Consider the following 25,335-nt stretch of genomic DNA (forward strand, 5'->3'; position numbering starts at 1 on the left):
GGCTGTATGATTGATACAGCAATGGCAAGGCTTAATGAAGGCACAATTGTTATCTATGCAGTAAGCGTCCTTTTTTATTTTATAGATTTTCTTCAACACAACCGGAAGGCTGGGAAAATGGCCTTCTGGTTGCTTTCTATTGTCTGGACTCTGCAAACCGTTTATCTTTCCTATTTTATGTGGCAGACGGGCAGATTTCCGGTCTTAAATATTACAGAAGCCCTTTATTTTTATGCGTGGGTGCTTGTCACACTCTCACTTGTTGTCACGCAGATTCTGCGCGTTGACTTTATCGTGTTTTTTACGAACGTAATCGGCTTCTCGATGATAGCGATCCATACGTTTTCACCGACGGATCAGCATTCAGCTGCCTTTTCGGGCCAGCTTGTGTCAGAACTTTTGGTAATCCATATTACCATGGCGATTCTTTCATACGGAGCTTTTTCCCTTTCCTTTGTCTTTTCGCTGCTTTACCAGTTTCAATATTACTTATTAAAGAAGAAAAAATGGGGAAAATGGCTGTTGAGAATTGAAGATTTGTCAAAACTTGATTATATGGCTTACGTTCTGAATGTGATCGGGGTTCCGATGTTGCTGTTAAGCCTGATTTTAGGCGTGATTTGGGCGTATGTGTCGCTGGAAACACTGTATTGGTTTGACTCAAAGGTGCTCGGTTCATTTATTGTGCTGCTTTTATACAGCTACTATCTATATATCAGATTGATTAAGGAACTGCAGGGAAAAGTGGCGGCGCTGTGGAATTCAGCTTGTTTTCTCGTGCTGATGATTAATTACTTCCTGCTCGGAAGCCTGTCGCAATTCCATTGGTTCAGCTAACATCAAGTTCCCAAACAGATTCGGGAGGAAAGAAAATGAGAATGATTAAGGTAGGTTCCAGACGGAGCAAACTGGCTATGACCCAAACAAAATGGGTGATTAACAAACTGAAGGAATTGAATCCTTCCTATACATTTGAGATTAAAGAGATTGTCACGAAAGGCGACCGCATTCTCGATGTCACGCTGTCAAAAGTGGGCGGTAAAGGGTTGTTTGTGAAAGAAATCGAACAGGCGCTGTTAAATAAGGAGATTGATATGGCGGTTCACAGTATGAAGGACATGCCCGCTCTTTTGCCTGAGGGCCTTACCATCGGCTGTATACCGAAACGGGAGGATCCGCGTGATGCGCTGATTTCAAAGGGGCATCAAAAGCTGGATGATATCAAAAAAGGCGGAATCATCGGCACGAGCAGCTTAAGAAGAAGCGCACAGCTGCTTGTTGAGCGTCCTGACCTTACAATTAAGTGGATCAGAGGTAATATAGATACGAGACTTCAAAAGCTTGAGACAGAGGACTACGATGCTATTATTTTAGCTGCCGCAGGGCTTTCCAGAATGGGCTGGAAAGATGATGTCGTGACGGAGTTCCTCGAACCGGAACGCTGTCTTCCCGCAGTCGGGCAAGGCGCTCTTGCGATTGAATGCAGGGAGTCGGATGAAGAGCTGCTGAAGCTGTTCTCGCAATTTACCGATGAGTATACAACACGCACTGTATCAGCCGAACGGGCCTTTTTGAATGCGATGGAGGGCGGCTGCCAAGTGCCGATCGCCGGTTATGCGACAATAAATGACCAGGATGAGGTTGAATTGGTCGGGCTTGTGGCATCTCCTGACGGAAAAACGATTTTTAAAGAAAAAACAGCCGGACACGATCCGGAAGAGATCGGGAAACGCTGTGCAGCGATAATGGCGGACAAAGGAGCTAAAGCATTAATCGATCGTGTGAAACAGGAGCTGGATCAGGATGGTGAATGACCTTCCTTTAAAAGGAAAGACCGTGCTTGTCACCCGTAATAAAAAGCAGGCGGCTCCGTTCCGAAAAAAAGTGGAGGCACTCGGCGGAACGGCTGTTTCAGCCTCGCTGATTACTTTTCAGGAAGCGCTCCCCGGCGAATGTGCGGACAGTCTTCGGGAAGACCTTTCTGAGCCGGGCTGGCTTGTCTTCACAAGCGTAAACGGCGTCCGGTTCTTTTTTTCCTATCTTGCCGAGAACGGAGTAACTGCTCCGGACCTGAAAAAGATTGCCGCAGTCGGTGAGAAAACGGCCCGCGCCTTGAAGAAACGCGGAGTCACGGCAGATGTGATGCCTGATGAGTACGTGGCCGAATGTTTGGCCGATACCTTAAAGCAGCACGCGGCTGTAACGGAACCCATTACAGTCATAAAAGGCAATTTATCACGGGATGTCATAAAGACGGAGCTCGAGCCTCTTGGCTATCAGATCAGGGAATGGGTGTTATACAATACCATTCAGGATGAAAAAGGCATGGCTGAGCTGAGACAGGCTGCATCCCGCTCTCATTTTGATTATATTACGTTTACAAGTTCATCGGCCGTGCATACCTTTATGCATGCGGTGGGAGACGGAGAAAAAGTGTGGGAGAATCACGGGACGGTATATATCAGCATCGGCCCTCTGACAGAGAAGGCGCTGATGGGATACGGAATTTCGTCCTATGTGCCTAAGACATATACGATAGAAGGAATGCTGGACGTCATGTGCAGCATGTCGAGAAAGGAAAGATGATGATGAATCAAACATTTAACAGACACCGCCGTTTGCGCGCGAACGCAACGATGAGAGAATTGGTAAAAGAAACACGTTTGCATCCGTCCGATTTTATTTACCCGCTGTTTGTCGTTGAAGGGCTCAAAGGAAAAAAAGAGGTTCCTTCCATGCCGGGTGTTTACAATGTATCACTCGATTTACTGAAGGATGAAATGGCTGAACTTGTATCGCTCGGCATTAAATCTGTTATTGTTTTCGGTGTGCCTGAAGAAAAAGACGCTTGCGGAACTCAGGCTTTTCATGATCACGGCATCGTGCAAAAAGGCATAGCTGAAATTAAAAAGCATTATCCTGAGATGATTGTTATCGCTGATACGTGTTTGTGTGAATATACGGATCACGGCCATTGCGGGGTTGTAAAAGACGGAGAAATTTTAAATGACGAATCACTGGAATTGCTGGCGCAGACAGCAGTGAGCCAGGCTAAGGCGGGCGCCGACATCATCGCTCCTTCAAATATGATGGACGGATTTGTCGCGGTTATCAGAGAAGCGCTTGACAAAGAGGGTTTCGCTAATATTCCGATTATGTCTTATGCCGTAAAGTATTCCAGTGAATTTTACGGTCCGTTCCGTGACGCTGCGGACAGCACGCCGCAATTCGGTGACCGGAAAACGTATCAGATGGACCCGTCCAACCGCTTAGAAGCGCTTCGGGAAGCGGAATCTGATGTTGCCGAAGGCGCTGACTTTTTAATCGTCAAACCGTCGATGTCTTACTTAGATATTATGCGGGATGTGAAAAACCGCCATCATCTGCCGCTTGTCGCTTATAATGTGAGCGGAGAGTATTCGATGGTAAAAGCTGCGGCGCAAAACGGCTGGATTAAAGAAAAAGAAATGGTGTTGGAAATTTTAACGAGCATGAAACGCGCAGGTGCTGATTTGATTATGACGTACCATGCGAAAGACGCAGCAAAATGGCTTGCTGAGTAACTATTTCATTTGACGGGAGCTGAGGCAGATGAGAAGCTATGAAAAATCAAAAGCCGCTTTTAAGGAAGCGCAAAAACTGATGCCGGGCGGGGTGAACAGCCCTGTACGCGCTTTTAAATCAGTTGATATGGACCCGATTTTTATGCAGCGCGGCAAAGGATCGAGAATTTTTGATATTGACGGCAATGAATATATTGATTATGTGCTGAGCTGGGGGCCGCTTATTTTGGGCCATACAAATGACCGTGTCGTTGAAAGCCTGAAAAAAGTAGCGGAATACGGAACGAGTTTCGGCGCTTCTACAGAAGCAGAAAACGAGCTTGCCAAATTGGTCATTGACCGTGTTCCTTCTGTGGAAATCGTACGGATGGTCAGCTCAGGCACAGAAGCGACAATGAGCGCTTTGCGTCTGGCACGGGGATATACCGGCCGAAACAAAATTTTGAAATTCGAAGGCTGTTATCATGGCCACGGCGATTCGCTGCTGATCAAAGCAGGGTCTGGCGTTGCGACACTTGGGCTTCCTGACAGTCCGGGAGTGCCGGAAGGGATCGCAATGAATACGATCACCGTGCCGTACAACGATTTGGAAAGCGTTAAGCTTGCGTTCCAGGAGTTCGGCGAAGATATTGCCGGTGTAATCGTTGAGCCGGTAGCCGGAAACATGGGTGTTGTTCCGCCGCAGGAAGGATTTTTACAAGGGCTTCGCGACATTACTGAACAAAACGGCACACTGTTAATCTTCGATGAGGTCATGACCGGTTTCCGTGTTGACTATAACTGCGCTCAAGGATATTTCGGCGTGACGCCTGACTTAACATGCCTCGGCAAAGTAATCGGGGGCGGTCTTCCAGTCGGTGCGTACGGCGGTAAAGCAGAAATTATGGAGAGAATCGCTCCGAGCGGCCCGATCTATCAGGCCGGAACGTTATCAGGAAATCCGCTTGCGATGACGGCGGGCCTTGAGACGTTGAAGCAGCTTACGCCTGATTCATATAAAGAGTTCGTGAAAAAAGGAGATTTGCTTGAAGAAGGCATTTCAAAAGCCGCTGAAGCAAACGGCATTCCGCATACCTTTAACCGTGCGGGTTCAATGATCGGCTTCTTTTTCACAAACGAACCTGTTATTAACTATGAAGCAGCCAAATCATCCGATTTAGAGCTGTTCGCTAAGTATTATAAAGGGATGGCGAACGAAGGCGTATTCCTTCCGCCATCTCAATTTGAAGGATTATTCCTCTCCACTGCACATACAATGGAGGATATTGAACAAACCATTCGAGCGGCTGAAAAAGTATTTTCAAGCATTAGCCGTTAATCTCCAAAAGCCGATGCAAGCCTGCCTTGTATCGGCTTTTTTTCAATAAGCCCCTTATCATATTTCCACGATCTGCGGCATACACCTTTAGTGACATCTAATTTTAAGGATTAGATGAAAGGAGGATATGAACTTGCCGCATAATCACCGTTTGCAATTTTCTGTTGAAGAATCAATCTGTTTCCAAAAAGGACAGGAAGTTTCTGAGTTACTTTCGATTTCATTAGATCCTGACATCAGGGTACAGGAAGTAAATAATTACGTCTCAATTAAAGGATCATTAGAACTTACTGGCGAGTACAACATAGATCACAACGGACATTTTGAAGAGCAGGCAGCAGAATTAAGGTTTGTAGATGAAGTGAAAGCGAGGGAGGACGGCACGGCTGAACTCCTTCATTGTTTCCCGGTGGACATCACGATTCCGAAAAATAAAGTAAGCCACTTAAATGACGTCTTTGTTTTTATCGATGCGTTTGATTATCAATTAACGGATTCACGGATTTTAACCATTCAGGCCGATTTAGCGATTGAAGGACTGCTAGATGAAACAGAACCGAAAGAGCCGGAGGTGCCTTTGTATGTGGCTCCTGAATTTGCAAGAGAAGAGGCTGAACACCTTGCTGAACATGGAGCGGAAGAAGAGGAAAACGAACCTGAATTAATGATACGCCATGTGCCGGAGCAGCTGTCAGAGAAGCCTGAGGATGCCGCGGTTGAAGTTGAAACCGAGGAGCATGAAGAAGCGAAGGAAGAAGAGGAAGCTCCTTTCCTCAGAGAACAGGAAGACGAACCTGTCTCATTTACTGAGCCGCCTCCCCCTGCTCCTGTTCTTCATGAAAAAGAGCCGGATGAAGCTGAAGAACCGCCAGTTGTGACGGCCGAGAGGGACGATTCGAATTCTGAGGCGGAACCAGCAGAAACACCGGAGCAGCGGGAAGAATATCTTGAGCCGCCTCCCCTTGATATTTCTTTGAGGCCCCAAGAAGATGAAGCTGAAAAAGAGGAATTACCCGTCCTTCAAGAGGAAGAGCCTGAACCTGAACTGCTTCTCCGTCATCAGGCGGAGGAAGCTGACACAGAGGCTGAAGAAAGCGCCGAGGAGGCTGCTGATGAGCCGGAAGATGAACTGGCGCCCGCTTATCGCGCCTTTCTCCCTGAACAGGAAGAGCAGGAGTTTTACAGCGCTCCAAAGCTGCTGGAGGAAGAGGAGCAGACTGATGAAGGCTTTGAAATTGAAGTAAGGAAGATGGCTCCGTCTGAGGAGGAACAAAAAGAGGAGCCGCCTCTTGATTTGTCTTTCCAGTTTTCAAAGATACCATCTGAACCTGAAGAGCCGGAGCCTCAAGCGGTTCAAAGAGAAGAGCCGGAAGCGGAAACAGAGCAGAAGGAACATGAAAATTCTCATTATTTGACAAAATTATTTACTAGGGAAGACGAAAAGTTTTCAAGAATGAAAATTTGTATCGTCCAGCAGCAGGATACGATAGAACGCGTGTGTGAGCGTTATGACATCACTTCCCAGCAGCTGATCAGAATGAATGCTTTATCGTTTGATGATGAGCTGGAAGAAGGACAGATTCTATATATACCGGAATACAATAACAGCCATGCGTAAGCAGCAAGAGGCCTTAAAAATGTGGTGAATGGAATGGAAGCAGTCCAATCAGTGCTTCAGGAATACGGGCTGGAGGCTGAATATATCGAGCCTGTCAGCCCGCGTGTGTGGAAAGTCTACACAAATCACGGCATTTTTGCTTTGAAACAGCTGGAGCCGGCCCGCAGCAGGCAATTCACGGATCATATGGTCGAAATCGAGGAGAAAGGATATCGTTCATTCGTTCCGGTCTACCGCACGCGTGCGGGCGAGTTTTTTTCGGGGAGCCGGGCGGAGGATTCCTATTATTTAATGCCTTGGCTGCAATATGATGAGGAAGAAGAGCGGGATCAAAAACACGTTTATCTTTTTAAAGAAATCGCAAGGCTCCACTCCGCGACCGTACGGGATATCCAAATCAGACCGGAGGAAATCAGCAGCTTTTATGAAATGACGAAAAGAGATTGGGAAAATGACAAGCTTGTCTACGAGCAGTTTGCCGACAGGGCCGAAAACGAGTGGTACCTTTCTCCTTTTGAGCTGCAGGCTGTTACGTATCTTGCAGAAACGATTTCCGCTGTGAACTTTGCTCTCGACCGGCTGGAAGAGTGGTATGAAGCAGCGAAGGACAAAGAAACGACAAGAGCGGTGATCAATCACGGCAGCTTATCAAGCCGCCACTTTCTTTATAATGATGTGGGGGCCGGCTTTTTCACGAATTTCGAAAAAGCCTCTCTGGGGCCTCCTCAAAACGATCTGCTTGGCTTTTACTCCAGATTGTTCAGAAGCTATCCGAAAGCCTGCCCGGAGTGTCTGGAGTGGTTTTATACGTATCACAAAGCCTTTTCCCTTCGCGAAGCGGAAATCAGCCTGTTTCTCAGCTACATGGCTTATCCGGCCGGCGTGTACAAAGTGCTCAACCGGTATCAAACCGATCAAAGGGGCACAGAAAAAGACGAATGCACTCAATTGTTAAGGGCGTATTGGCAAATGAAAAATATTGAACCTTTTCTCTCGAAGGTGTATCAAATTGAGCAAGAGAAAAAAATGAAGGCTGAAAACGAGTCCACTTCATGACGGACTCGTTTTTTATATCCATTCCAAATGTAAAGCGCACGCTAAAAACAGCAGAATGGCAAGCAGCAGGACATCAAAGGTCGTCGGAAAGAAAATCGTTCTGATACCTTGAAAAATCGTGATGGGTATAATGACTTGCGCGGATACGAGGCGGACCTGTCTGGCCCACGGCGGCAGCGAATAAGAATTGAATTTTTTCCTCACGGCACATCCTCCTAAAAGTCGCCTTTACTTGATCATATGTGAAGAAAAAGGGCGGGGTGCATGCCTATTTATGTATGGCGGCAATGGTTTTTGGAAAAGATGATTGACGAATCAAAAACACTTTTACTATAATAAAGAACATAAATAAACAAGATCATGAGCTGATAAATACACCTGCTGAGAACGGGAAGAGTACAAGAAAGACGCATGAAGAGAGAGAAGCTATTATGCTGAAAGGCTTCTTATGACGTCTCATTGGAAGGTCGCCCGGGAGCATAATTTCTTGAAATACTAAGTAGAGAAATTCGGGCCGCACCCGTTATCCGTTTAAGTGCATGAACACTTTCTGTTCATGAAAAAAGGTGGTACCGCGAAAGAGCTTTTCGTCCTTTACAGGGATGAAGGCTCTTTTTTAGTTGCTCAGCCATTTCTAAACATGCTGGAGGGTTATGATGGATACAAACGAACAAACAATGCCGACAAAATATGATCCGGCAGCCATTGAAAAAGGCCGCTACGATTTTTGGCTGAAAGGAAAATATTTCGAAGCCGGCGGTGATCAGACGAAACAGCCGTACTCTGTCGTCATTCCGCCGCCAAACGTGACAGGCAGACTGCACCTCGGCCATGCGTGGGATACGACGCTGCAAGATATCGTGACGCGAATGAAGCGTATGCAGGGCTATGACGTGCTGTGGCTTCCGGGCATGGACCATGCCGGTATCGCCACTCAGGCAAAGGTTGAGGCAAAGCTCCGCGAACAGGGCACAAGCCGGTATGACTTAGGCCGCGAGAAATTTCTTGAAGAAACATGGAAGTGGAAAGAAGAGTACGCTGACTTCATCCGCAGCCAATGGGCCAAAATGGGTCTCGGACTCGATTACTCACGCGAACGCTTCACTCTGGATGAAGGACTGAACAAGGCAGTGCGTGAAGTATTCGTCAAGCTGTACGAAAAAGGCTTGATTTACAGAGGCGAATATATCATCAACTGGGATCCGGCGACAAAAACGGCATTATCCGATATTGAAGTTATCTATAAGGATGTGCAGGGCGCATTTTATCATTTGCGCTATCCGTTAGCGGACGGTTCAGGCTCAATTGAAATTGCGACCACCCGCCCGGAAACGATGCTCGGCGACACGGCGGTTGCGGTTCATCCGGAAGATGAGCGCTATAAGCATTTGATTGGCAAAACCGTTATTCTGCCGATCACAAACCGTGAAATTCCGATCGTCGGCGATGATTATGTCGATATGGAGTTCGGTTCAGGAGCTGTTAAAATCACGCCTGCCCACGACCCGAATGACTTTGAACTCGGCAACCGCCACAATTTAGAACGGATTCTCGTCATGAATGAAGACGGAACAATGAATGAAAATGCGTTAGCATATAACGGAATGGACCGGTTTGAGTGCCGCAAAAAACTCGTCAAAGACCTGCAGGAATCAGGCGTTCTCTTTAAAATTGAAGAGCATATGCACTCTGTCGGCCACAGTGAGAGAAGCGGCGCGGTCGTTGAGCCGTATCTGTCCACGCAATGGTTTGTTAAAATGCAGCCGCTTGCCGATGCGGCGGTTGAGCTTCAGACAAAAGAAGAGAAAGTCAACTTTGTTCCGGATCGTTTCGAAAAAACATACTTACACTGGATGGAGAACATCCGCGATTGGTGTATTTCCCGTCAATTATGGTGGGGCCATCGCATCCCGGCCTGGTATCATAAAGAAACAGGGGAAGTGTATGTCGGTCTTGAGGCGCCGGAAGACAGCGAAAACTGGGAGCAGGATGCAGACGTGCTTGATACGTGGTTCAGCTCCGCGCTTTGGCCGTTTTCCACTATGGGCTGGCCTGACGAAAACGCAGAAGACTTTACGCGTTATTACTCAACCGATGTGCTTGTAACAGGGTATGACATTATTTTCTTCTGGGTATCCCGCATGATTTTCCAAGGCCTTGAATTTACGGGCGAGCGTCCGTTTAAAGACGTGCTGATTCACGGCTTAATCCGTGACGAACAAGGCAGAAAAATGAGTAAATCGCTTGGCAACGGCGTTGATCCGATGGATGTCATCGACCAGTACGGAGCAGATTCCCTCCGTTATTTCTTAGCTACCGGAAGCTCTCCGGGGCAGGATCTCCGTTTCAGCTACGAAAAAGTGGAGTCTACATGGAACTTTGCAAATAAAATTTGGAACGCATCCCGTTTTGCATTAATGAACATGGACGGCATGACCTATGATGAGCTAGATCTCTCCGGAGAAAAATCAGTTGCCGATAAGTGGATTCTGACAAGACTGAACGAAACGATTGAAAACGTGACTCAGCTTGCTGACCGTTATGAATTCGGTGAAGTCGGACGCCATTTGTACAACTTCATCTGGGATGATGTGTGCGACTGGTATATTGAAATGGCGAAGCTTCCGCTTTACGGGGAAGATGAAGCTGCGAAGAAAACCACCCGCTCTGTCTTGGCATACGTGCTTGATCAGACGATGCGTCTGCTTCACCCGTTCATGCCGTTCTTGACGGAGGAAATTTGGCAGCACCTTCCTCATGAGGGCGAATCGATTACAACCAGTTCTTGGCCTGTTGCGGTGCCGGAACATACGGATACAGAAGCCGCGGCAGATATGAAACTGCTTGTTGAATTAATCCGTTCAGTCCGCAATATCCGCAGCGAAGTCAATACGCCGATGAGCAAGCAGGTTAAGCTTTATATTAAAACATCTACAGAGGACATCGCTGAGCGCCTTGAGAAGAACCGCTCTTACGTTGAGCGCTTCACAAACCCGAGCATGCTGAAAATCGGAACCGGTATCAATGCGGCCGATAAAGCGATGACAGCAGTCGTAACCGGAGCGGAAGTGATTTTGCCGCTTGAAGGGCTCATTAATATTGATGAAGAAATCGCCCGTTTACAAAAAGAATTCGACAAGCTGACAAAAGAAGTCGAACGCGTTCAGAAAAAACTCGGCAACGAAGGATTCATCAAAAAGGCTCCTGAACATGTCATTGAGGAAGAACGTGAGAAAGAAAAAGACTACACGGCAAAACGCGAGGCTGTCCGGCTGCGGATGGCAGAGCTGAAAGGCTGAATAACGAACGGGGCGGTTTCCTAAGAAACCGCCTTGTTGTATAAAAGAGGGGATTTCATTGTTTAATACGTACAAAGAAGCGATCAGCTGGATTCACGGCCGGCTCAAATTCGGCGTAAAGCCGGGCCTTCTCCGTATGGAAAGGCTGATGGAAAAATTGGGGCGCCCCGAGAAGAAAATCCGCGCCATTCATGTGGCGGGCACAAACGGAAAAGGGTCAACCGTCTCATTTATCCGTTCTGTGCTTCAAGAAGCCGGCTATACGGTCGGCACGTTTACATCTCCGTATATCATTACGTTTAATGAACGTATCAGCGTCAACGGCACGCCGATTTCTGATGAGGAATGGAGACAGCTTGTTAACGAAATTAAACCTTTTGTAGATGAACTGGATGAGACGGATGCCGGAACGGTGACAGAATTTGAAATCATCACGGCCTGTGCATTTTTATATTTTGCAAAACAAAGCGGCATTGATTTTGTCATTTTCGAAGCGGGGCTTGGCGGAAAATACGATTCAACCAATATCGTTGAACCGCTGCTGACCGTTATTACAAGCATCGGGCATGACCATATGGCGATTTTAGGCCATACCATTGAGGCGATTGCTGGGGAAAAGGCGGGTATTATAAAAGAAGGCATTCCGATCATTACAGGCGTCAATCAGCCGGAGGCGCTTGGCGTCATCGAAGCCGAGGCCGAAGAAAAGCAGGCCCCGTATCAGTCATTATATGAAACGTGCCGTCTTTTTAACGAAGCAGCGCTTTCGTCCGGCGAATCCTTTTCGTTAGAAACCGATGTGAAACGCTATGAAAATATTCAAACCTCATTGATCGGCATTCATCAAAGGCAGAACGCGGCATTGGCGATTTTGGCGGCTGAATGGCTGAACCGGTTAACATATGCCGTCATTCCGGAAGAAGCATTGCGGAACGGGCTGAAAAAAGCTGCATGGCCCGGCCGATTTGAACGGCTTCAAGAACGTCCTCTTGTGTATGCGGACGGCGCTCATAACGAAGAAGGAATAGAAAAACTGGCCGAAACCGTCAAGCAGCGCTTTGCCGGCAATACAATTCATGTCGTCTTCAGCGCATTAAAAGACAAACCGTACCAGGAAATGATCAAGAAGCTTGAAACGGCTGCAGACTCTATTCACTTTACGTCGTTTGACTTCCCGCGTGCTTCAAGCGCGAAAGACCTTTATGACGCAAGCAGTCTGGCGAATAAAAGCTTTGATGAAGACCCGGACAGCGTAAAAAAATGGATAGAACAAAAAGACGGAGCAGATGACATCATCATCATTACCGGATCACTGTATTTTATTTCAGAAATGAGAAAACGGCTTATCTCATAGCCGTAAAAAGCCCGGCAGGACAAATTACGGTTTTGCCGGGCTTTTTAAATGCAAAAGCCATTTTTGTGCATTTGGGGCCTTGCGTTTCTCTATGCTACAATCTGAGCCAGATTGATAGAAAAGGTGTGGTCAAGATGATGCTTTTCATTCTATTTTCCCTCGGTTTAATCCTCGGTTCTTTTTTTTATACGGCAGGGTGCCGCATCCCGCTGCGGATCTCGATTGTTTACCCGCGCTCAGCCTGCTCTTTTTGCCGCTCCCCGCTTTCTTGGGCTGAATTGATTCCTGTTTTTTCTTATGCCGTGCAGAGAGGAAGGTGCAAAAGCTGCCGGCGAAAGCTGTCACTGATGTATCCCGCGGTTGAATGGTGGACGGCTTGTTTGTTTACGGCTGCCGGTATCCGCTTTGGTTTGACGGCAGAACTGTTTGTCGCTCTTCTGTTTCTTTCTCTTTTGATGATTGTCACTGTGACGGATCTGCATTATATGCTGATTCCTGACAAGGTTCTGCTGTTTTTTCTCCCATTTTTCATTGCCGGACGATTTTTCTCACCGCTTGGTTCATGGTATGCAGGGCTTGCCGGGGCAGTTTGCGGTTTTCTTCTGCTTGCCGTTATCATGTTTGCCAGTAAAGGCGGGATCGGCGGAGGAGATGTAAAACTGTTCGGGGTTATCGGGCTTGCGCTTGGCGTAAAGCTCGTCCTCATTGCATTTTTTCTGTCCGTTATCATCGGAGCCGTATACGGGGCGTGTGCTCAGCTTGGCGGAAGGCTGGCAAAAAAGCAGCCTTTCCCCTTTGCGCCGGCCATCGCAGCAGGCAGTATCGTGAGTTATTTATACGGCGAGAAGCTGTTTTCGTTCTACATCCATCTGGCCTCGGGCTGACGCTGAAAAATTTGGCGAACGTTTTTTGGACAAGACGACAAAAGTCTTGTTCTTTTTTTTTTCGCCTATGCTAAAGTGTGAAACATGATCAGTTCATGGTACGGCCAAGACGAAAGCGAGGGGGAAGAGACGGTGAAAAAAAGGAAAAGCAAAAAGAACAGCAAAGCAAAAAATAATGCCCTTAAAGTGACTATTAACGGAAAAGAAGAAACTATGTATGGAGAAGAGGAAATGAAAGCCGGAGAAGAAAAAACAGTCACATTTTCGAATTGGGAGGAAACGAAAAAGGCAGAGCAGGAGACTGCAGCCTCTCATGAAGACCCTAAGGAAGATGATTTTAACTGGGATGACGAGGGGGAAAAGGACGTTTTTGAGGATGACCCGAAAGTCGTTCCGCCATACCAAAAGAAAAACGCGGGAGGCCATATGTACTCAAAAAAGAAGAACCCATCCTCTCCCGTTAAAAGAGCGGTCACAACGATTGCCGTTGCCGCAGTTTTAGGAACCGGCCTCGGCCTTGTCGCCTTAAATATGTCCGGCAGTAAAGAGGCGTCCGCTCCGGCAGCAGTTGACAAAGGCTCACAAGGGCAGACGGTAAAAGCGGGAGACTCAGCAGCTGACAAACAAGAAACGGGTGACACAAGCAATTCGGGACAGGCAGAGGGAAATTATAAGACATATGCGGTGCAAGCGGGAAAATTTTCATCGGAAAAAGGAGCCAAGACCTTAGTTGACCAGCTGACTGAAAAAGGATATTCAGCAGTCTCTCTATCAAAAGACGACGGATACACCTATGTGATCGCCGGTCTCTCGGCAGAAAAAAGCCTATCACAGCAATTGGGGCAGACATTGATAGACAATGATTTTGAGGCTTGGGGAGGAAAAGAGCTTTCCTTTGCGGTCGAATCCGATATGGAGGATTCCTTTAAACAAGCATCCGAACTGTCCGCCAAAGCGATCATCGGTAAAGAAGTAGCAAAAGCCGATGTGGCCAAAATCACAAAAGCGGTAAACAGCGCAGACGCGGCGGACAAAAAGGAAAAAGAGGCTCTGCTTCAAGCGCTGAAGGAACTTGAAACGCCAAGTCCCGAGTCAGGATGGAAGGCTCAGCAGGAACTGTTGAGCGTTGTAAAATAATATTTCTGCTCCCGTCATCTAGGCGGGATTTTTTATTTTGTCATGAAAAAGTTATTTTTCTGAAATTGTAGATGCGGGTTTGATTTGGTAGGATAGACAGGTATCTTTTTTTCTTAAGCAAACCCTGAAAGGATGACAATCATGACAAAACGCTTAATACTCGCCTCACAATCTCCGCGAAGAAAAGAACTCCTTAATCTTCTTCAGATACCTTACAGCATTATTGTGAGCCATGTAGATGAAAAATTAAATCGAAACCTTTCACCGGAAGAAAACGTCCAATGGTTGGCTGAGCAAAAAGCCGGGGCTGTAGCCGGTGAAAATCCCGATGCAGTCGTTATCGGAGCTGACACGATGGTTTGTATAGACGGTGAGTGCCTCGGCAAACCGCGTGACAAAAAAGAGGCGGCAGATATGCTGCGGAGGCTTTCCGGCCGAAGCCATCAAGTCATTACAGCGGTCAGCATCCAGGCGCGAGACCGGAAAAAAACGTTCTCTGAAACGACGGAAGTGACCTTTTGGCCGCTCAGTGAAGACGAAATACAGAATTACATCGAAACGAAAGAACCGATGGATAAAGCAGGTGCATACGGCATCCAAGGAAAAGGCGCGCTTTTAGTGAAAAAGGTAGACGGAGATTTCCATTCTGTCGTCGGGCTTCCTGTTTCAAAAACAATGAGAGCCCTGAAAGAATTTAATATAAAAGCTTGATGTTCAAACGGGGAAGGGGAATAAGGAGGGCTTGATCATCTGCGATCTGCCGTTAAAACTCAGAGATTTCCCAGAAAAAGAAAAACCGAGAGAACGGCTTCTGCACTGCGGAGCCGAAAATCTGTCAAACAATGAATTGCTCGCAATCCTATTAAGAACGGGGACAAAGCATGAATCTGTAATGAACCTCTCTCATCGGCTGCTCCGCACGTTTGACGGCCTGCGCCTGTTAAAAGGCGCCTCCGCCCAAGAGCTGTCGAGCATTCCCGGAATCGGCACTGTGAAAGCCGTTCAAATACTGGCCGCAATTGAGCTGGGGAGCCGCATTCATAAGACATCCGCTGAGGAACATTACGTCATCCGCTCACCGGAAGACGGGGCAAATTTTGTGATGGAAGATATGCGCTTTTTATCCCAAGAGCATTTTGTCTGTTTATATTTAAATACCAAAAATCAAGTCATTCATAAACGCACCGTTTTTATAGGAAGTCTGAATTCATCTATTGTCCACCCGCGGGAGGTGTTTAAAGAAGCTTTCAAACGATCCGCCGCGTCCTTCATTTGCGTTCACAATCATCCTTCAGGAGATCCTACACCAAGCAGGGAAGATATTGAGGTAACAAGACGGCTTTTTGAGTGCGGAAATTTAATCGGCATCGAGCTGTTGGATCATTTGGTCATTGGTGATAAAAAATTTGTGAGTTTAAAGGAAAAAGGATATTTGCAACACTTTTTTTTTCGTTAATTTAAGATATAATAGATTTTATGAGTTTTTCCCTTTAGGGTATTTTTGCTTTAAGAAAGGAAGATACATACATATGTTCGGAATTGGTACAAGAGACCTTGGTATAGATCTGGGAACTGCGAATACGCTTGTGTTTGTAAAAGGTAAAGGAATTGTTGTAAGAGAGCCGTCTGTTGTTGCGCTGCAAACGGATACGAAATCAATCGTGGCTGTCGGTAACGACGCTAAAAACATGATTGGGCGCACACCGGGTAACGTGGTGGCCCTCCGTCCGATGAAAGACGGCGTAATCGCTGATTATGAAACAACTGCGACAATGATGAAATACTATATTAATCAAGCTGTGAAAAATAAAGGCTTATTTGCGAGAAAGCCATACGTTATGGTTTGTGTGCCGTCAGGTATTACGGCGGTTGAAGAACGCGCTGTCATCGACGCGACAAGACAAGCCGGTGCACGTGACGCTTACCCGATTGAAGAACCGTTTGCGGCTGCCATCGGTGCAAACCTTCCTGTTTGGGAGCCGACGGGCAGTATGGTCGTTGATATCGGAGGCGGAACAACGGAAGTCGCAATTATCTCATTAGGCGGCATTGTTACATCTCAATCCATTCGCGTGGCCGGTGACGAAATGGATGATTCGATCATCAGCTATATCAGAAAAACATATAACCTGATGATCGGGGACCGTACGGCAGAAGCTATCAAAATGGAGATCGGTTCGGCGGAAACGGGCGAAGAAAATGCAACAATGGAAATTCGCGGCCGCGATCTGCTGACAGGCCTGCCGAAAACAATCGAAATTACGGGAACCGAAATTGCAAATGCACTGCGTGACACCGTTCTTTCTATCGTTGACGCAGTGAAGAGCACGCTTGAAAAAACACCGCCTGAGCTTGCCGCTGATATTATGGACAGAGGCATTGTGTTAACAGGGGGAGGCGCGCTGCTTCGAAACCTTGACAAAGTCATCAGTGACGAAACGAAAATGCCGGTTCTTATCGCTGAAGATCCGCTTGATTGTGTTGCGATCGGTACTGGAAAAGCACTGGAGCACATCCATCTTTTCAAAGGGAAAACAAGATAATCAGGAGTTAAATAGAAGAGGTGTAACACGATGCCGAATAAACGGTTAATGCTATTACTTCTGTGTATTATCATATTGGTGGCTATGATTGGATTCTCGCTGAAGAACGGCCGTAATACCACCTGGCCTGAAAAGCTGATCGGTGATACGACGGGAGTATTTCAAAATATTTTTCACACGCCTGCCGAATATTTTGCAGGGTTCTTCGGGGACATAGAAGACCTGAAAAACACATATAAAGAAAATGAACGTTTAAGAGAAAAACTGGACGGACAGACGCAATATGAAGCAAAGCTCCAAGAATTGAAAGATGAAAACAAGAAATTGCTTGATGAACTCGGACACGTCAAATCGATTACCGATTATAAACCGATTTTAGCGACCGTTATCGCGAGAAACCCTGATCAATGGTACAAGCAAATCATGATTAATAAGGGATCGAAACAAAAAGTGGCCAAAGACATGGCTGTCACAAACGAAAAAGGCGCGCTGGTCGGGAAAATTAAAAGCAGCGGGCTTAACAACTTTACATCTGCCGTTCAGCTGTTAAGCGATGTTGACCGCAACAACAGAGTGGCAACCAAAATCTCAGGTAAAAAAGGCAGTAAAGGCTACGGTTTAATTGAAGGGTATGACAAAAAGAAACAAACCCTTAAAATGACCATTCTTGAGCCGGATGAAAAGCGCGAAGTGAAAAAGGGCGATCTTGTGGAAACCTCCGGAACGGGCGGTGTATTTCCTCAAGGATTGACAGTCGGCGAAGTAACTGACGTTGAATCTGATTCTTACGGCCTGACCAAAATCGCGTACGTCAAACCGGCTGCCAACCTGTATGATTTAGACCATGTTATTGTGGTGAACCGCAGCGTAGCAACTTCTGATACAGGGGAGGAAGGATCGTGAAACGTTTCCTTCTCCCTTTGATTATAATGCTGGTCTTTTCTGGGGAAAGCATCTATACTGATTTAGTGCATTTTCCTTTCGTTTCCGACGAACAGCAGGTTGTTCCGCACTTTCTTTTGCTTGTTTTAATTTTTATGTCCGCTTACATCAATCAAAAACATGCGGTCATTTACGGATTCATTTTCGGTCTTCTCTATGACATCACGTATACGGGTGTTTTAGGGGTTTATATGTTCGGTTTTGCCGGTCTATGCTACCTGGCTGCCAAAGCGTTTAAAGTATTGCAGACGAACGCTTTAATGGTCATTCTTGTGGCGGTGCTCGGCGTATGTGTGCTTGAATTTTATGTCTACGGGATTCAGAGTTTAATTCACAGCAGCACAATGACGTTCAATGAATTTGTCATACAGCGGTTTTTACCGACCGTTTTACTGAATATTGCAGGCGCAATTGTGTTAGTCCTGCCTTTTAGGCTGTTTTATATAAGTCTAAAGAAAGAATTAAGAGATGAGTAAAAAGGATTTTATCTTTTTTTGACGAAAAGAGTATGTTGTTGAGGTGAACATTGTGAAGACCAAAAAGCAGCAATATGTAACAATAAAAGGAACAAAAAACGGCTTAACATTGCATCTGGATGATGCGTGTTCTTTTGATGAGCTTCTCGATGGTCTTCAAAGTATGCTGTCGATTGAACAATATACTGATGGCAAAGGTCAAAAAATCAGTGTTCATATTAAACTCGGACATCGCTATCTGTATCAGGAACAGGAAGAACAGCTCACTGATCTGATCGCGTCAAAGAAAGATTTAGTCGTTCATTCAATTGACAGTGAAGTCATCGCCAAAGAAGAAGCACAGCGCATCAAAGAGGAAGCGGAGATTGTTTCGGTTTCTAAAATTGTCCGTTCAGGGCAGGTGCTTCACGTGACGGGAGATTTGCTTTTGATCGGAGATGTGAATCCCGGCGGAACGGTTAAGGCCGGAGGGAATATATTTGTTCTCGGCTCATTAAAAGGAATTGCCCACGCCGGTTATAACGGAAACAGCCGGGCCGTGATCGCTGCTTCCGAAATGCTGCCGACACAATTAAGGATCAATCACGTATTAAATCGCTCCCCAGACCACATTCAAAAAGGGAACGACATGGAATGTGCTTATTTAGATACAGACGGAAATATGGTCATTGAACGCCTTCAACATTTGGCTCATTTAAGACCTGATCTAACAAGGCTTGAGGGAGGAATGTGAAATTGGGTGAGGCTATCGTAATAACTTCGGGAAAAGGCGGAGTAGGAAAAACAACAACATCTGCAAACCTCGGTACCGCCTTAGCCATTTTAGGGAAACGCGTCTGTTTAGTAGATACAGATATCGGACTGCGCAACCTTGATGTCGTAATGGGTCTTGAAAACAGAATTATATATGACTTAGTTGACGTCATTGAAGGCAGATGCAAGATGCATCAGGCGCTTGTTAAGGATAAACGTTTTGATGATCTGCTTCATTTGATGCCGGCTGCCCAGACAAGCGACAAAACGGCTGTTGTTCCTGAGCAAATCAAATTGCTTGTGCAGCAGCTCAAGCAGGAATTTGATTATGTCATCATTGATTGTCCCGCCGGGATTGAACAAGGCTATAAAAATGCCGTTTCCGGAGCTGATAAGGCGATTGTTGTGACAACGCCGGAAATTTCAGCGGTGCGGGATGCCGACCGTATTATCGGTCTTTTGGAGCAGGAGGAAATTGAACCGCCGCGGCTTATCGTTAACCGCATCAGAAATCACCTTGTGAAAAACGGTGATACGATGGATGTCGACGAGGTTGTTCATCATCTTTCTATTGATCTGCTCGGAATCGTCGCTGACGATGATGAAGTGATTAAAGCATCAAATATCGGCGAGCCGATTGCAATGAATTCAAAAAACCGCGCCAGCATTGCATACCGCAATATCGCCCGGCGTATTTTAGGAGAATCCGTTCCTTTACAGGTGCTTGAAGAGCAGCAAAAAGGAATGATGGCGAAAATAAAGTCATTTTTCGGCGTGCGGTCATAATAAAATAATAGAAAACAAGGATCTGATGAAGCGGCAGCTTATCAGGTCTTTTTTTGTTTATCATCAGCAAGGCGCATATTTGCATTGGACAAGGAATAGGATGTACAAACCCAACGATTGCAAAGGATGATAGCGATGAGTCACAGAGCTGATGAAATTAGAAAAAGACTGGCCAAAAGAAGAAAGCAGCAGCCCGGTTCAAAACGCCCTGCTGCCGTCCAAACCGCTCAGAAGAAACAAAAGCTCCCCGCTTGGCAGGCAGTCAAGGAACAAGAAAAGCATAGGCTCCTTCCGAGCTATGAAACGGAACATCCGCCGGAATTCAACGGAAGGCATCCATTGATTAACACCAATTCTATCATTTTAAAATGCCTGCTGGCGGCGTGTCTTGTTCTTATCTCCGCTATTGCCTATAAAACTGACAAACAGCCTTTGGCTCAAATTAAGCCGGCTATCTCGCAAACTTTTCAAAAAGAATTTCAGTTTGCTGCCGTGAGCCACTGGTTTGAGTCCGCATTCGGAAATCCGCTCGCTTTTCTCACACCCGGCACGAAAAAAAAGAGCGGCCAAGTAGCGGTCAGCCAGGATCTTGCTGTACCTGCTGCGGGCAAAATCCAGGAGGACTTTCAGAATAATGGGGAAGGCGTAATCGTAGAAACAGCCAGCGATACAATTGATAGTGTAAAAGAGGGCTATGTCGTTGAAGTCAATAAAGATAAGAAAACAGGATTGACGGTTAAGGTGCAGCACGCTGACAACACCTGCAGCATTTACGGACAGCTTAAAGACGTTAACGTGTCTCTGTATGATTTTATCGATAAAGGCAAAAAGATCGGTTCCATCAAGCTTGACGATAAAAATAAAGGCCAATACTATTTCGCGATGCAAGAAGGAGACAAGTTCATAGATCCGATTCAGGTGATCACATTTGATGAATAAATGGCTGAGTCTGATCTTAAAAATTCACGTCCATCCTTTTCTTTGGATTATTATGGGGCTTGGGCTTGTGACAGGGCACATTAAAGCGCTGTTATGTCTTTTGCTGGTTGTATTCGTTCATGAGCTGGGGCATGCTGCTCTGGCCGTGTTTTTTTCGTGGCGGATTAAACGGATTTTTTTGCTTCCCTTCGGCGGGACGGTTGAAGTGGAAGAGCACGGAAACCGGCCGCTCAAGGAAGAATTTGCGGTCATTCTGGCCGGCCCGCTGCAGCATTTATGGCTTCAGGCGGCAGCTTGGCTCCTTTTTGGGTCAGGCATAGTCGGACAGCAGACATTCGACATGTTTACATTTTATAACCTGTCGATTCTTTTTATCAACCTGCTGCCGATCTGGCCGCTTGACGGGGGAAAAATGGTGTTTTTATACTTTTCAAAACAAATGGCTTTTCAAAGAGCGCACCTCCTCAGTGTCCAGACCTCGGCCGCTTTCGCGTTTTTGCTCTGCTGCTGGATTGTGCTGGCTGTTCCCTTGCAGATCAGCGCCTGGGTGCTGTTCGTATTTCTCGCGGCTTCCTTGTGGGATGAATATCGGAAAAGGCATTATATTCAGATGCGGTTTCTATTGGAGAGATATTACGGAAACAACCGCGATGTTGAGATGCTGCTCCCACTGACGGTCAAGGCTGATACCAAGGTTAAGCACGTGATGGCCGAATTTAAGCGGGGATGCAAGCACCCGATCATCATTGAAAAAGCCGGCGAGAAACTCAGCCAGCTTGATGAGAATGAAGTGCTGCACGCTTATTTTGCCGATAAGCGGACAGATTCCTCTATGGAAGAACTGCTGCTGCCTTACTAGAAATAGATTGACATATGTCTTCTGTTTTGATATATTTTTTAATGTTATGGATGTAGCACCATTGCTACAACCGCTCAGTACAGGTGTTAAGAGCGCTTTAGCCCCCTGCTGCTGGCGAGTCTTAGTCTAATAGGAGGTGCAGAGAATGTACGCAATCATTAAAACAGGCGGAAAACAAATCAAAGTTGAAGAAGGTCAAACTGTTTACATCGAAAAACTTGCTGCTGAAGCAGGTGAAACAGTGACGTTTGAAGACGTATTGTTTGTTGGCGGAGACAGCGTGAAAGTCGGCAACCCAACAGTTGCAGGCGCGACAGTTACAGCTAAAGTTGAAAAACAAGGCCGTGCGAAAAAAATCACAGTTTTCCGTTACAAACCAAAGAAAAATGTTCATAAAAAACAAGGTCATCGTCAGCCTTATACTAAATTGACAATCGAAAAAATCAACGCGTAAGCATGATTCAGGCAACAATTCGAAGATCCCGCACAGAAGAGGACGTTTTGTCCTTTGAAATGACGGGGCATGCCGATTTTGCTGAACATGGACGGGATCTCGTTTGCGCCGCGGTCACAGCTGTCGTCTTCGGGGCAGTCAATGCGGTTATCGCGCTGGCTCCTCTCGAACCGATTCTTGATATAGGCCAGGACGGGGGTTATTTCTATTTTGAATTCCCTGAAGCCGCTGATCAGGAAGCTTTTCAAAAAGCGCAACTGCTGATTGAAGGCATGATTGTTTCTCTTGAGACAATCGAGCGGGATTACAATGACCATTTACGGTTGACTACAAACCAAATATAGGAGGTGAGTTACATGCTTAGATTAGATCTTCAGTTTTTCGCTTCTAAAAAAGGTGTAGGTTCTACAAAGAACGGACGTGACTCTGAATCTAAACGTTTAGGTGCTAAACGTGCAGACGGTCAATTCGTTACAGGCGGATCTATCCTTTACCGTCAACGCGGAACGAAAATTTACCCAGGTGAAAACGTGGGCCGCGGAGGAGATGACACTCTTTTTGCTAAAATCGACGGAACTGTTAAATTCGAACGTTTCGGCCGTGACCGCAAAAAAGTGAGCGTATATCCTGTAGCTCAATAATGACACAAAAAACTCCGGTCGTTGACTGGAGTTTTTTTTGCAGTAAGCGGAGTAACATCAAGAATGAAAAGCAGAGGATGTGCGAGTGAACCCCGCCTAGAATGAGAACACCAGCTTCTCATACCCACTGGATATGTTCCCCAAGCAGTGATACAACAATGTTTCTGCCTGGCATCCAAAACGCATGCCGATTCAAAAAAGGAACATGATGAACCAGGAAAAACAGTGTTTTTCTAACAAAGCCTTCTCTGTTATAATTCATAGTACACACTTATCAAGACTCCTAAAAAGAAATTAAATGATTGGGAGTGCGAAAATGAAGGATGTATCGAAGAAACAAGAAGAACCTATAAGCGAGGCGGCTTTAACCAACGAGCTGATCCGTTTAATGGGTCATTTCCGGCATGATTGGATGAATAAGCTTCAGCTTATTAAAGGAAACTTAAGCTTGCAGAAGTATGACCGTGTTGTTGAAATCATTGACGAAATGGTCATAGATGCAAAGCATGAATCAAAGCTCTCAAACCTGAAAACCCCGCACTTGGCGTTTGACTTTCTGACGTTTAATTGGAAGTCCCAATATATGAGGCTTGAATACGAAGTGCTCGGAGAGATAAAAGATTTATCGGCATATGATCAAAAGCTGTCGAACCTGATGAGAAAACTGTTTCATCTGTTCGGTCTGGCGGTAAGCAATGAAAGTGAAAATCATCTGACCGTATCGCTTCAAACGGATCACCCTGACAGACAGCTTATTTTATATCTCGATTTTCACGGAACCATTGCAAATGCAGGCGTTTTTGATGATTTTCGCAAATCCCGATGTGAGGACTTTGATGTGATGCAATTTGAGCTGACGGGCCATGAATGTGTGGCCGAAATTGGGATGAACTAGCGGTTTTTTACGGTTTAGAACGGAGGATATTATGTTTGTAGATCAGGTGAAAGTATATGTAAAAGGCGGCGACGGCGGTAACGGAATGGTTGCGTTCCGCCGTGAAAAATATGTGCCGAAAGGCGGGCCTGCGGGCGGCGACGGAGGAAAAGGCGGCGACGTCGTTTTTGAGGTCGATGAAGGGCTGCGCACGTTAATGGATTTCCGGTACCAAAGACATTTCAAAGCCATCCGCGGCGAGCACGGCATGTCTAAAAATCAGCACGGCAAAAACGCGGATGACATGGTGATTAAAGTTCCGCCCGGCACAGTCGTGACAGATGATGATACAAAGCAGGTCATTGCTGATCTGACTGAGCACGGCCAGCGCGCCGTCATTGCAAAAGGCGGACGGGGCGGACGCGGAAATTCCCGCTTTGCGACACCAGCCAATCCGGCACCGCAGCTGTCAGAGCACGGAGAACCGGGAAAAGAGCGCTATATCGTGCTTGAATTAAAGGTACTTGCAGACGTAGGCCTCGTCGGTTTCCCGAGTGTCGGAAAATCTACGCTTTTGTCTGTCGTATCATCGGCAAAACCGAAAATCGCGGATTATCATTTTACAACGCTTGTTCCGAATCTGGGCATGGTGGAAACAGATGACGCGAGAAGCTTCGTCATGGCGGATTTGCCCGGTTTGATTGAAGGGGCTCATGAAGGGGTCGGGTTAGGCCACCAATTTCTCCGTCATATCGAACGGACGCGCGTCATTGTCCACGTGATTGATATGTCGGCGATGGAAGGCCGCGATCCGTATGAGGATTATCTGACCATTAATCAGGAGCTCAGTGAGTATAATCTGCGGCTGACAGAGCGCCCGCAAATTATAGTCGCAAATAAAATGGACATGCCTGAGGCAGCTGAAAACTTAAAGGCGTTTAAAGAAAAGCTTCAGGATGACCATCCTGTCTTCCCGATCAGTGCGGTGACGAGAGAAGGGCTCCGCGAGCTTCTGTTTGAAGTCGCTAACCAATTGGAAACAACGCCTGAATTCCCGCTGTATGATGAGGAAGAACTGGCGGAAAACCGCGTCTTGTACACGATGGAAGATGAAGAAATGCCGTTTGACATTACCCGCGATCCTGACGGTGCATTTGTGCTTTCAGGAGACAGTCTTGAACGTCTGTTTAAGATGACTGACTTCTCCCGTGACGAATCCGTCAAGCGCTTTGCCAGACAGATGCGCGGAATGGGCGTTGATGAAGCGCTGAGAGAACAGGGAGCAAAAGACGGCGATATCATCAGGCTCTTGGAATTTGAATTTGAATTTATTGATTAAAAAAAAGGAGAGCTTGCTTTGCAGGCTCTCTGATGTAAGAGGGAGGGGTGCAAATGAAAGAAGAGACATTTTATTTAGTCCGTGAAGATGTTTTGCCTGATGCGATGCGAAAGACCCTCGAAGTTAAAAAGCTGCTCGACAGAAAAAAAGCTGAGTCAGTTGCAGACGCCGTGCAAAAAGTGGATTTAAGCAGAAGCGCTTTCTACAAATACAGAGATGCTGTTTTCCCTTTTTATACAATGGTAAAAGAACAAATAATCACACTTTTCTTTCATTTGGAGGATCGGTCAGGCGCGTTATCCCAGCTTTTGCAGGCGGTAGCTGACTCTGGAAGCAATGTGCTTTCCATTCACCAGACGATTCCGCTTCAGGGCAGGGCGAATGTAACGCTCTCAATCAGCACGTCCGCAATGGAAGAAAACATTCATACGTTAATGAATAAACTGAGAAAATTTGATTTTATAGAGAAAGTTGAAATCTTAGGGTCAGGTGCGTAAGGA

27 protein-coding genes and 2 other annotated features are annotated in these 25,335 nt (G+C 46.3%); of the genes, 26 read left to right on the forward strand and 1 reads right to left on the reverse strand.

The window, feature by feature from the left end:
* The first annotated feature begins 6 nt into the window (after nucleotides 1-6).
* The 7 genes from KY305_RS08380 to ysxE all read left to right on the forward strand — a co-directional run bounded on the left by KY305_RS08380 (nucleotide 7) and on the right by ysxE (nucleotide 7,555).
* On the forward strand, nucleotides 7-837 hold the full coding sequence (locus tag KY305_RS08380) for a cytochrome c biogenesis protein (protein ID WP_061522992.1): 831 nt from the start codon (nucleotides 7-9) through the stop codon (nucleotides 835-837).
* Nucleotides 838-872: 35 nt separating this feature from the next.
* Nucleotides 873-1,814: a hydroxymethylbilane synthase gene (hemC, locus tag KY305_RS08385; RefSeq protein WP_223062153.1), complete on the forward strand. Its 942-nt coding sequence runs from the start codon at nucleotides 873-875 to the stop codon at nucleotides 1,812-1,814.
* Nucleotides 1,804-2,586: a uroporphyrinogen-III synthase gene (locus KY305_RS08390; RefSeq protein WP_223062154.1), complete on the forward strand. Its 783-nt coding sequence runs from the start codon at nucleotides 1,804-1,806 to the stop codon at nucleotides 2,584-2,586. The genes hemC and KY305_RS08390 overlap by 11 nt, the downstream gene beginning before the upstream one ends.
* A gap of 2 nt (nucleotides 2,587-2,588) precedes the next feature.
* On the forward strand, nucleotides 2,589-3,563 hold the full coding sequence (hemB, locus tag KY305_RS08395; protein ID WP_223062155.1) for a porphobilinogen synthase: 975 nt from the start codon (nucleotides 2,589-2,591) through the stop codon (nucleotides 3,561-3,563).
* A 28-nt stretch (nucleotides 3,564-3,591) separates the two neighbouring features.
* Complete coding sequence (hemL, locus tag KY305_RS08400; RefSeq protein WP_223062156.1) at nucleotides 3,592-4,881, forward strand: glutamate-1-semialdehyde 2,1-aminomutase; 1,290 nt, start codon at nucleotides 3,592-3,594, stop codon at nucleotides 4,879-4,881.
* Between the two features lie 133 nt (nucleotides 4,882-5,014).
* Nucleotides 5,015-6,499 carry a LysM peptidoglycan-binding domain-containing protein gene (locus tag KY305_RS08405; protein WP_223062157.1) on the forward strand — a complete coding sequence of 495 codons (1,485 nt, stop codon included), beginning with the start codon at nucleotides 5,015-5,017 and terminating at the stop codon, nucleotides 6,497-6,499.
* A 33-nt stretch (nucleotides 6,500-6,532) separates the two neighbouring features.
* Nucleotides 6,533-7,555, forward strand: a complete 1,023-nt coding sequence (ysxE, locus tag KY305_RS08410; RefSeq protein ID WP_223062351.1) for a spore coat protein YsxE — start codon at nucleotides 6,533-6,535, stop codon at nucleotides 7,553-7,555.
* A 12-nt stretch (nucleotides 7,556-7,567) separates the two neighbouring features.
* Here ysxE and KY305_RS08415 read toward each other — a convergent pair whose 3' ends face one another.
* A complete protein-coding gene (locus tag KY305_RS08415) occupies nucleotides 7,568-7,759 on the reverse strand; it encodes a hypothetical protein (protein ID WP_045926471.1) in 192 nt (63 codons plus the stop codon).
* Between the two features lie 170 nt (nucleotides 7,760-7,929).
* Nucleotides 7,930-8,153: a binding site (T-box leader), on the forward strand.
* A gap of 58 nt (nucleotides 8,154-8,211) precedes the next feature.
* Between KY305_RS08415 and valS the strand changes: the two genes are divergently transcribed.
* The 19 genes from valS to thrR all read left to right on the forward strand — a co-directional run bounded on the left by valS (nucleotide 8,212) and on the right by thrR (nucleotide 25,332).
* The gene (gene valS / locus KY305_RS08420; RefSeq protein ID WP_223062158.1) at nucleotides 8,212-10,854 is read left to right on the forward strand and encodes a valine--tRNA ligase; all 2,643 of its coding nucleotides are present in this window, start codon (nucleotides 8,212-8,214) and stop codon (nucleotides 10,852-10,854) included.
* A 58-nt stretch (nucleotides 10,855-10,912) separates the two neighbouring features.
* Complete coding sequence (locus KY305_RS08425; RefSeq protein WP_223062159.1) at nucleotides 10,913-12,208, forward strand: bifunctional folylpolyglutamate synthase/dihydrofolate synthase; 1,296 nt, start codon at nucleotides 10,913-10,915, stop codon at nucleotides 12,206-12,208.
* 137 nt (nucleotides 12,209-12,345) lie between these two features.
* Nucleotides 12,346-13,092 carry a prepilin peptidase gene (locus KY305_RS08430; RefSeq protein WP_223062352.1) on the forward strand — a complete coding sequence of 249 codons (747 nt, stop codon included), beginning with the start codon at nucleotides 12,346-12,348 and terminating at the stop codon, nucleotides 13,090-13,092.
* 132 nt (nucleotides 13,093-13,224) lie between these two features.
* Nucleotides 13,225-14,229 (forward strand): SPOR domain-containing protein, encoded by a 1,005-nt coding sequence (locus tag KY305_RS08435; protein ID WP_223062160.1) that lies wholly within the window; start codon nucleotides 13,225-13,227, stop codon nucleotides 14,227-14,229.
* 141 nt (nucleotides 14,230-14,370) lie between these two features.
* Entirely contained in the window at nucleotides 14,371-14,940 is a 570-nt protein-coding gene (locus tag KY305_RS08440) for a Maf family protein (protein WP_223062161.1), read from the forward strand.
* Between the two features lie 31 nt (nucleotides 14,941-14,971).
* On the forward strand, nucleotides 14,972-15,685 hold the full coding sequence (gene radC, locus KY305_RS08445; RefSeq protein ID WP_223062162.1) for a RadC family protein: 714 nt from the start codon (nucleotides 14,972-14,974) through the stop codon (nucleotides 15,683-15,685).
* A 73-nt stretch (nucleotides 15,686-15,758) separates the two neighbouring features.
* Nucleotides 15,759-16,772 carry a cell shape-determining protein MreB gene (mreB, locus tag KY305_RS08450; protein ID WP_061522939.1) on the forward strand — a complete coding sequence of 338 codons (1,014 nt, stop codon included), beginning with the start codon at nucleotides 15,759-15,761 and terminating at the stop codon, nucleotides 16,770-16,772.
* A gap of 30 nt (nucleotides 16,773-16,802) precedes the next feature.
* Nucleotides 16,803-17,675 (forward strand): rod shape-determining protein MreC, encoded by an 873-nt coding sequence (gene mreC, locus KY305_RS08455; RefSeq protein WP_223062163.1) that lies wholly within the window; start codon nucleotides 16,803-16,805, stop codon nucleotides 17,673-17,675.
* Nucleotides 17,672-18,190 carry a rod shape-determining protein MreD gene (mreD, locus tag KY305_RS08460; protein ID WP_223062164.1) on the forward strand — a complete coding sequence of 173 codons (519 nt, stop codon included), beginning with the start codon at nucleotides 17,672-17,674 and terminating at the stop codon, nucleotides 18,188-18,190. The genes mreC and mreD overlap by 4 nt, the downstream gene beginning before the upstream one ends.
* Nucleotides 18,191-18,242: 52 nt before the next feature.
* Nucleotides 18,243-18,923, forward strand: coding sequence for a septum site-determining protein MinC (gene minC, locus KY305_RS08465; RefSeq protein WP_223062165.1), 681 nt, complete (start codon nucleotides 18,243-18,245; stop codon nucleotides 18,921-18,923).
* Nucleotides 18,924-18,925: 2 nt separating this feature from the next.
* Nucleotides 18,926-19,729: a septum site-determining protein MinD gene (minD, locus tag KY305_RS08470; protein WP_223062166.1), complete on the forward strand. Its 804-nt coding sequence runs from the start codon at nucleotides 18,926-18,928 to the stop codon at nucleotides 19,727-19,729.
* Between the two features lie 135 nt (nucleotides 19,730-19,864).
* The gene (locus tag KY305_RS08475; protein ID WP_223062167.1) at nucleotides 19,865-20,668 is read left to right on the forward strand and encodes a M23 family metallopeptidase; all 804 of its coding nucleotides are present in this window, start codon (nucleotides 19,865-19,867) and stop codon (nucleotides 20,666-20,668) included.
* Nucleotides 20,661-21,527: a M50 family metallopeptidase gene (locus KY305_RS08480; RefSeq protein WP_223062168.1), complete on the forward strand. Its 867-nt coding sequence runs from the start codon at nucleotides 20,661-20,663 to the stop codon at nucleotides 21,525-21,527. Before KY305_RS08475 ends, KY305_RS08480 begins: the two co-directional genes overlap by 8 nt.
* A gap of 58 nt (nucleotides 21,528-21,585) precedes the next feature.
* Nucleotides 21,586-21,659, forward strand: a sequence feature (ribosomal protein L21 leader region).
* 13 nt (nucleotides 21,660-21,672) lie between these two features.
* Nucleotides 21,673-21,981, forward strand: a complete 309-nt coding sequence (rplU, locus tag KY305_RS08485) for a 50S ribosomal protein L21 (RefSeq protein ID WP_003152660.1) — start codon at nucleotides 21,673-21,675, stop codon at nucleotides 21,979-21,981.
* Between the two features lie 2 nt (nucleotides 21,982-21,983).
* The gene (locus tag KY305_RS08490; protein WP_223062169.1) at nucleotides 21,984-22,325 is read left to right on the forward strand and encodes a ribosomal-processing cysteine protease Prp; all 342 of its coding nucleotides are present in this window, start codon (nucleotides 21,984-21,986) and stop codon (nucleotides 22,323-22,325) included.
* 12 nt (nucleotides 22,326-22,337) lie between these two features.
* A complete protein-coding gene (gene rpmA, locus KY305_RS08495; RefSeq protein WP_003152662.1) occupies nucleotides 22,338-22,622 on the forward strand; it encodes a 50S ribosomal protein L27 in 285 nt (94 codons plus the stop codon).
* A 316-nt stretch (nucleotides 22,623-22,938) separates the two neighbouring features.
* Entirely contained in the window at nucleotides 22,939-23,517 is a 579-nt protein-coding gene (locus KY305_RS08500; RefSeq protein ID WP_223062170.1) for a sporulation initiation phosphotransferase B, read from the forward strand.
* A 31-nt stretch (nucleotides 23,518-23,548) separates the two neighbouring features.
* On the forward strand, nucleotides 23,549-24,835 hold the full coding sequence (obgE, locus tag KY305_RS08505) for a GTPase ObgE (protein ID WP_223062171.1): 1,287 nt from the start codon (nucleotides 23,549-23,551) through the stop codon (nucleotides 24,833-24,835).
* Nucleotides 24,836-24,888: 53 nt separating this feature from the next.
* Nucleotides 24,889-25,332 carry a transcriptional regulator ThrR gene (gene thrR, locus KY305_RS08510; protein ID WP_007408173.1) on the forward strand — a complete coding sequence of 148 codons (444 nt, stop codon included), beginning with the start codon at nucleotides 24,889-24,891 and terminating at the stop codon, nucleotides 25,330-25,332.
* The last annotated feature ends 3 nt before the right edge of the window (nucleotides 25,333-25,335 follow it).

Origin of the sequence: Bacillus sp. YC2 (assembly GCF_019891195.1) — a bacterium.
Taxonomy (GTDB): Bacteria; Bacillota; Bacilli; order Bacillales; family Bacillaceae; genus Bacillus.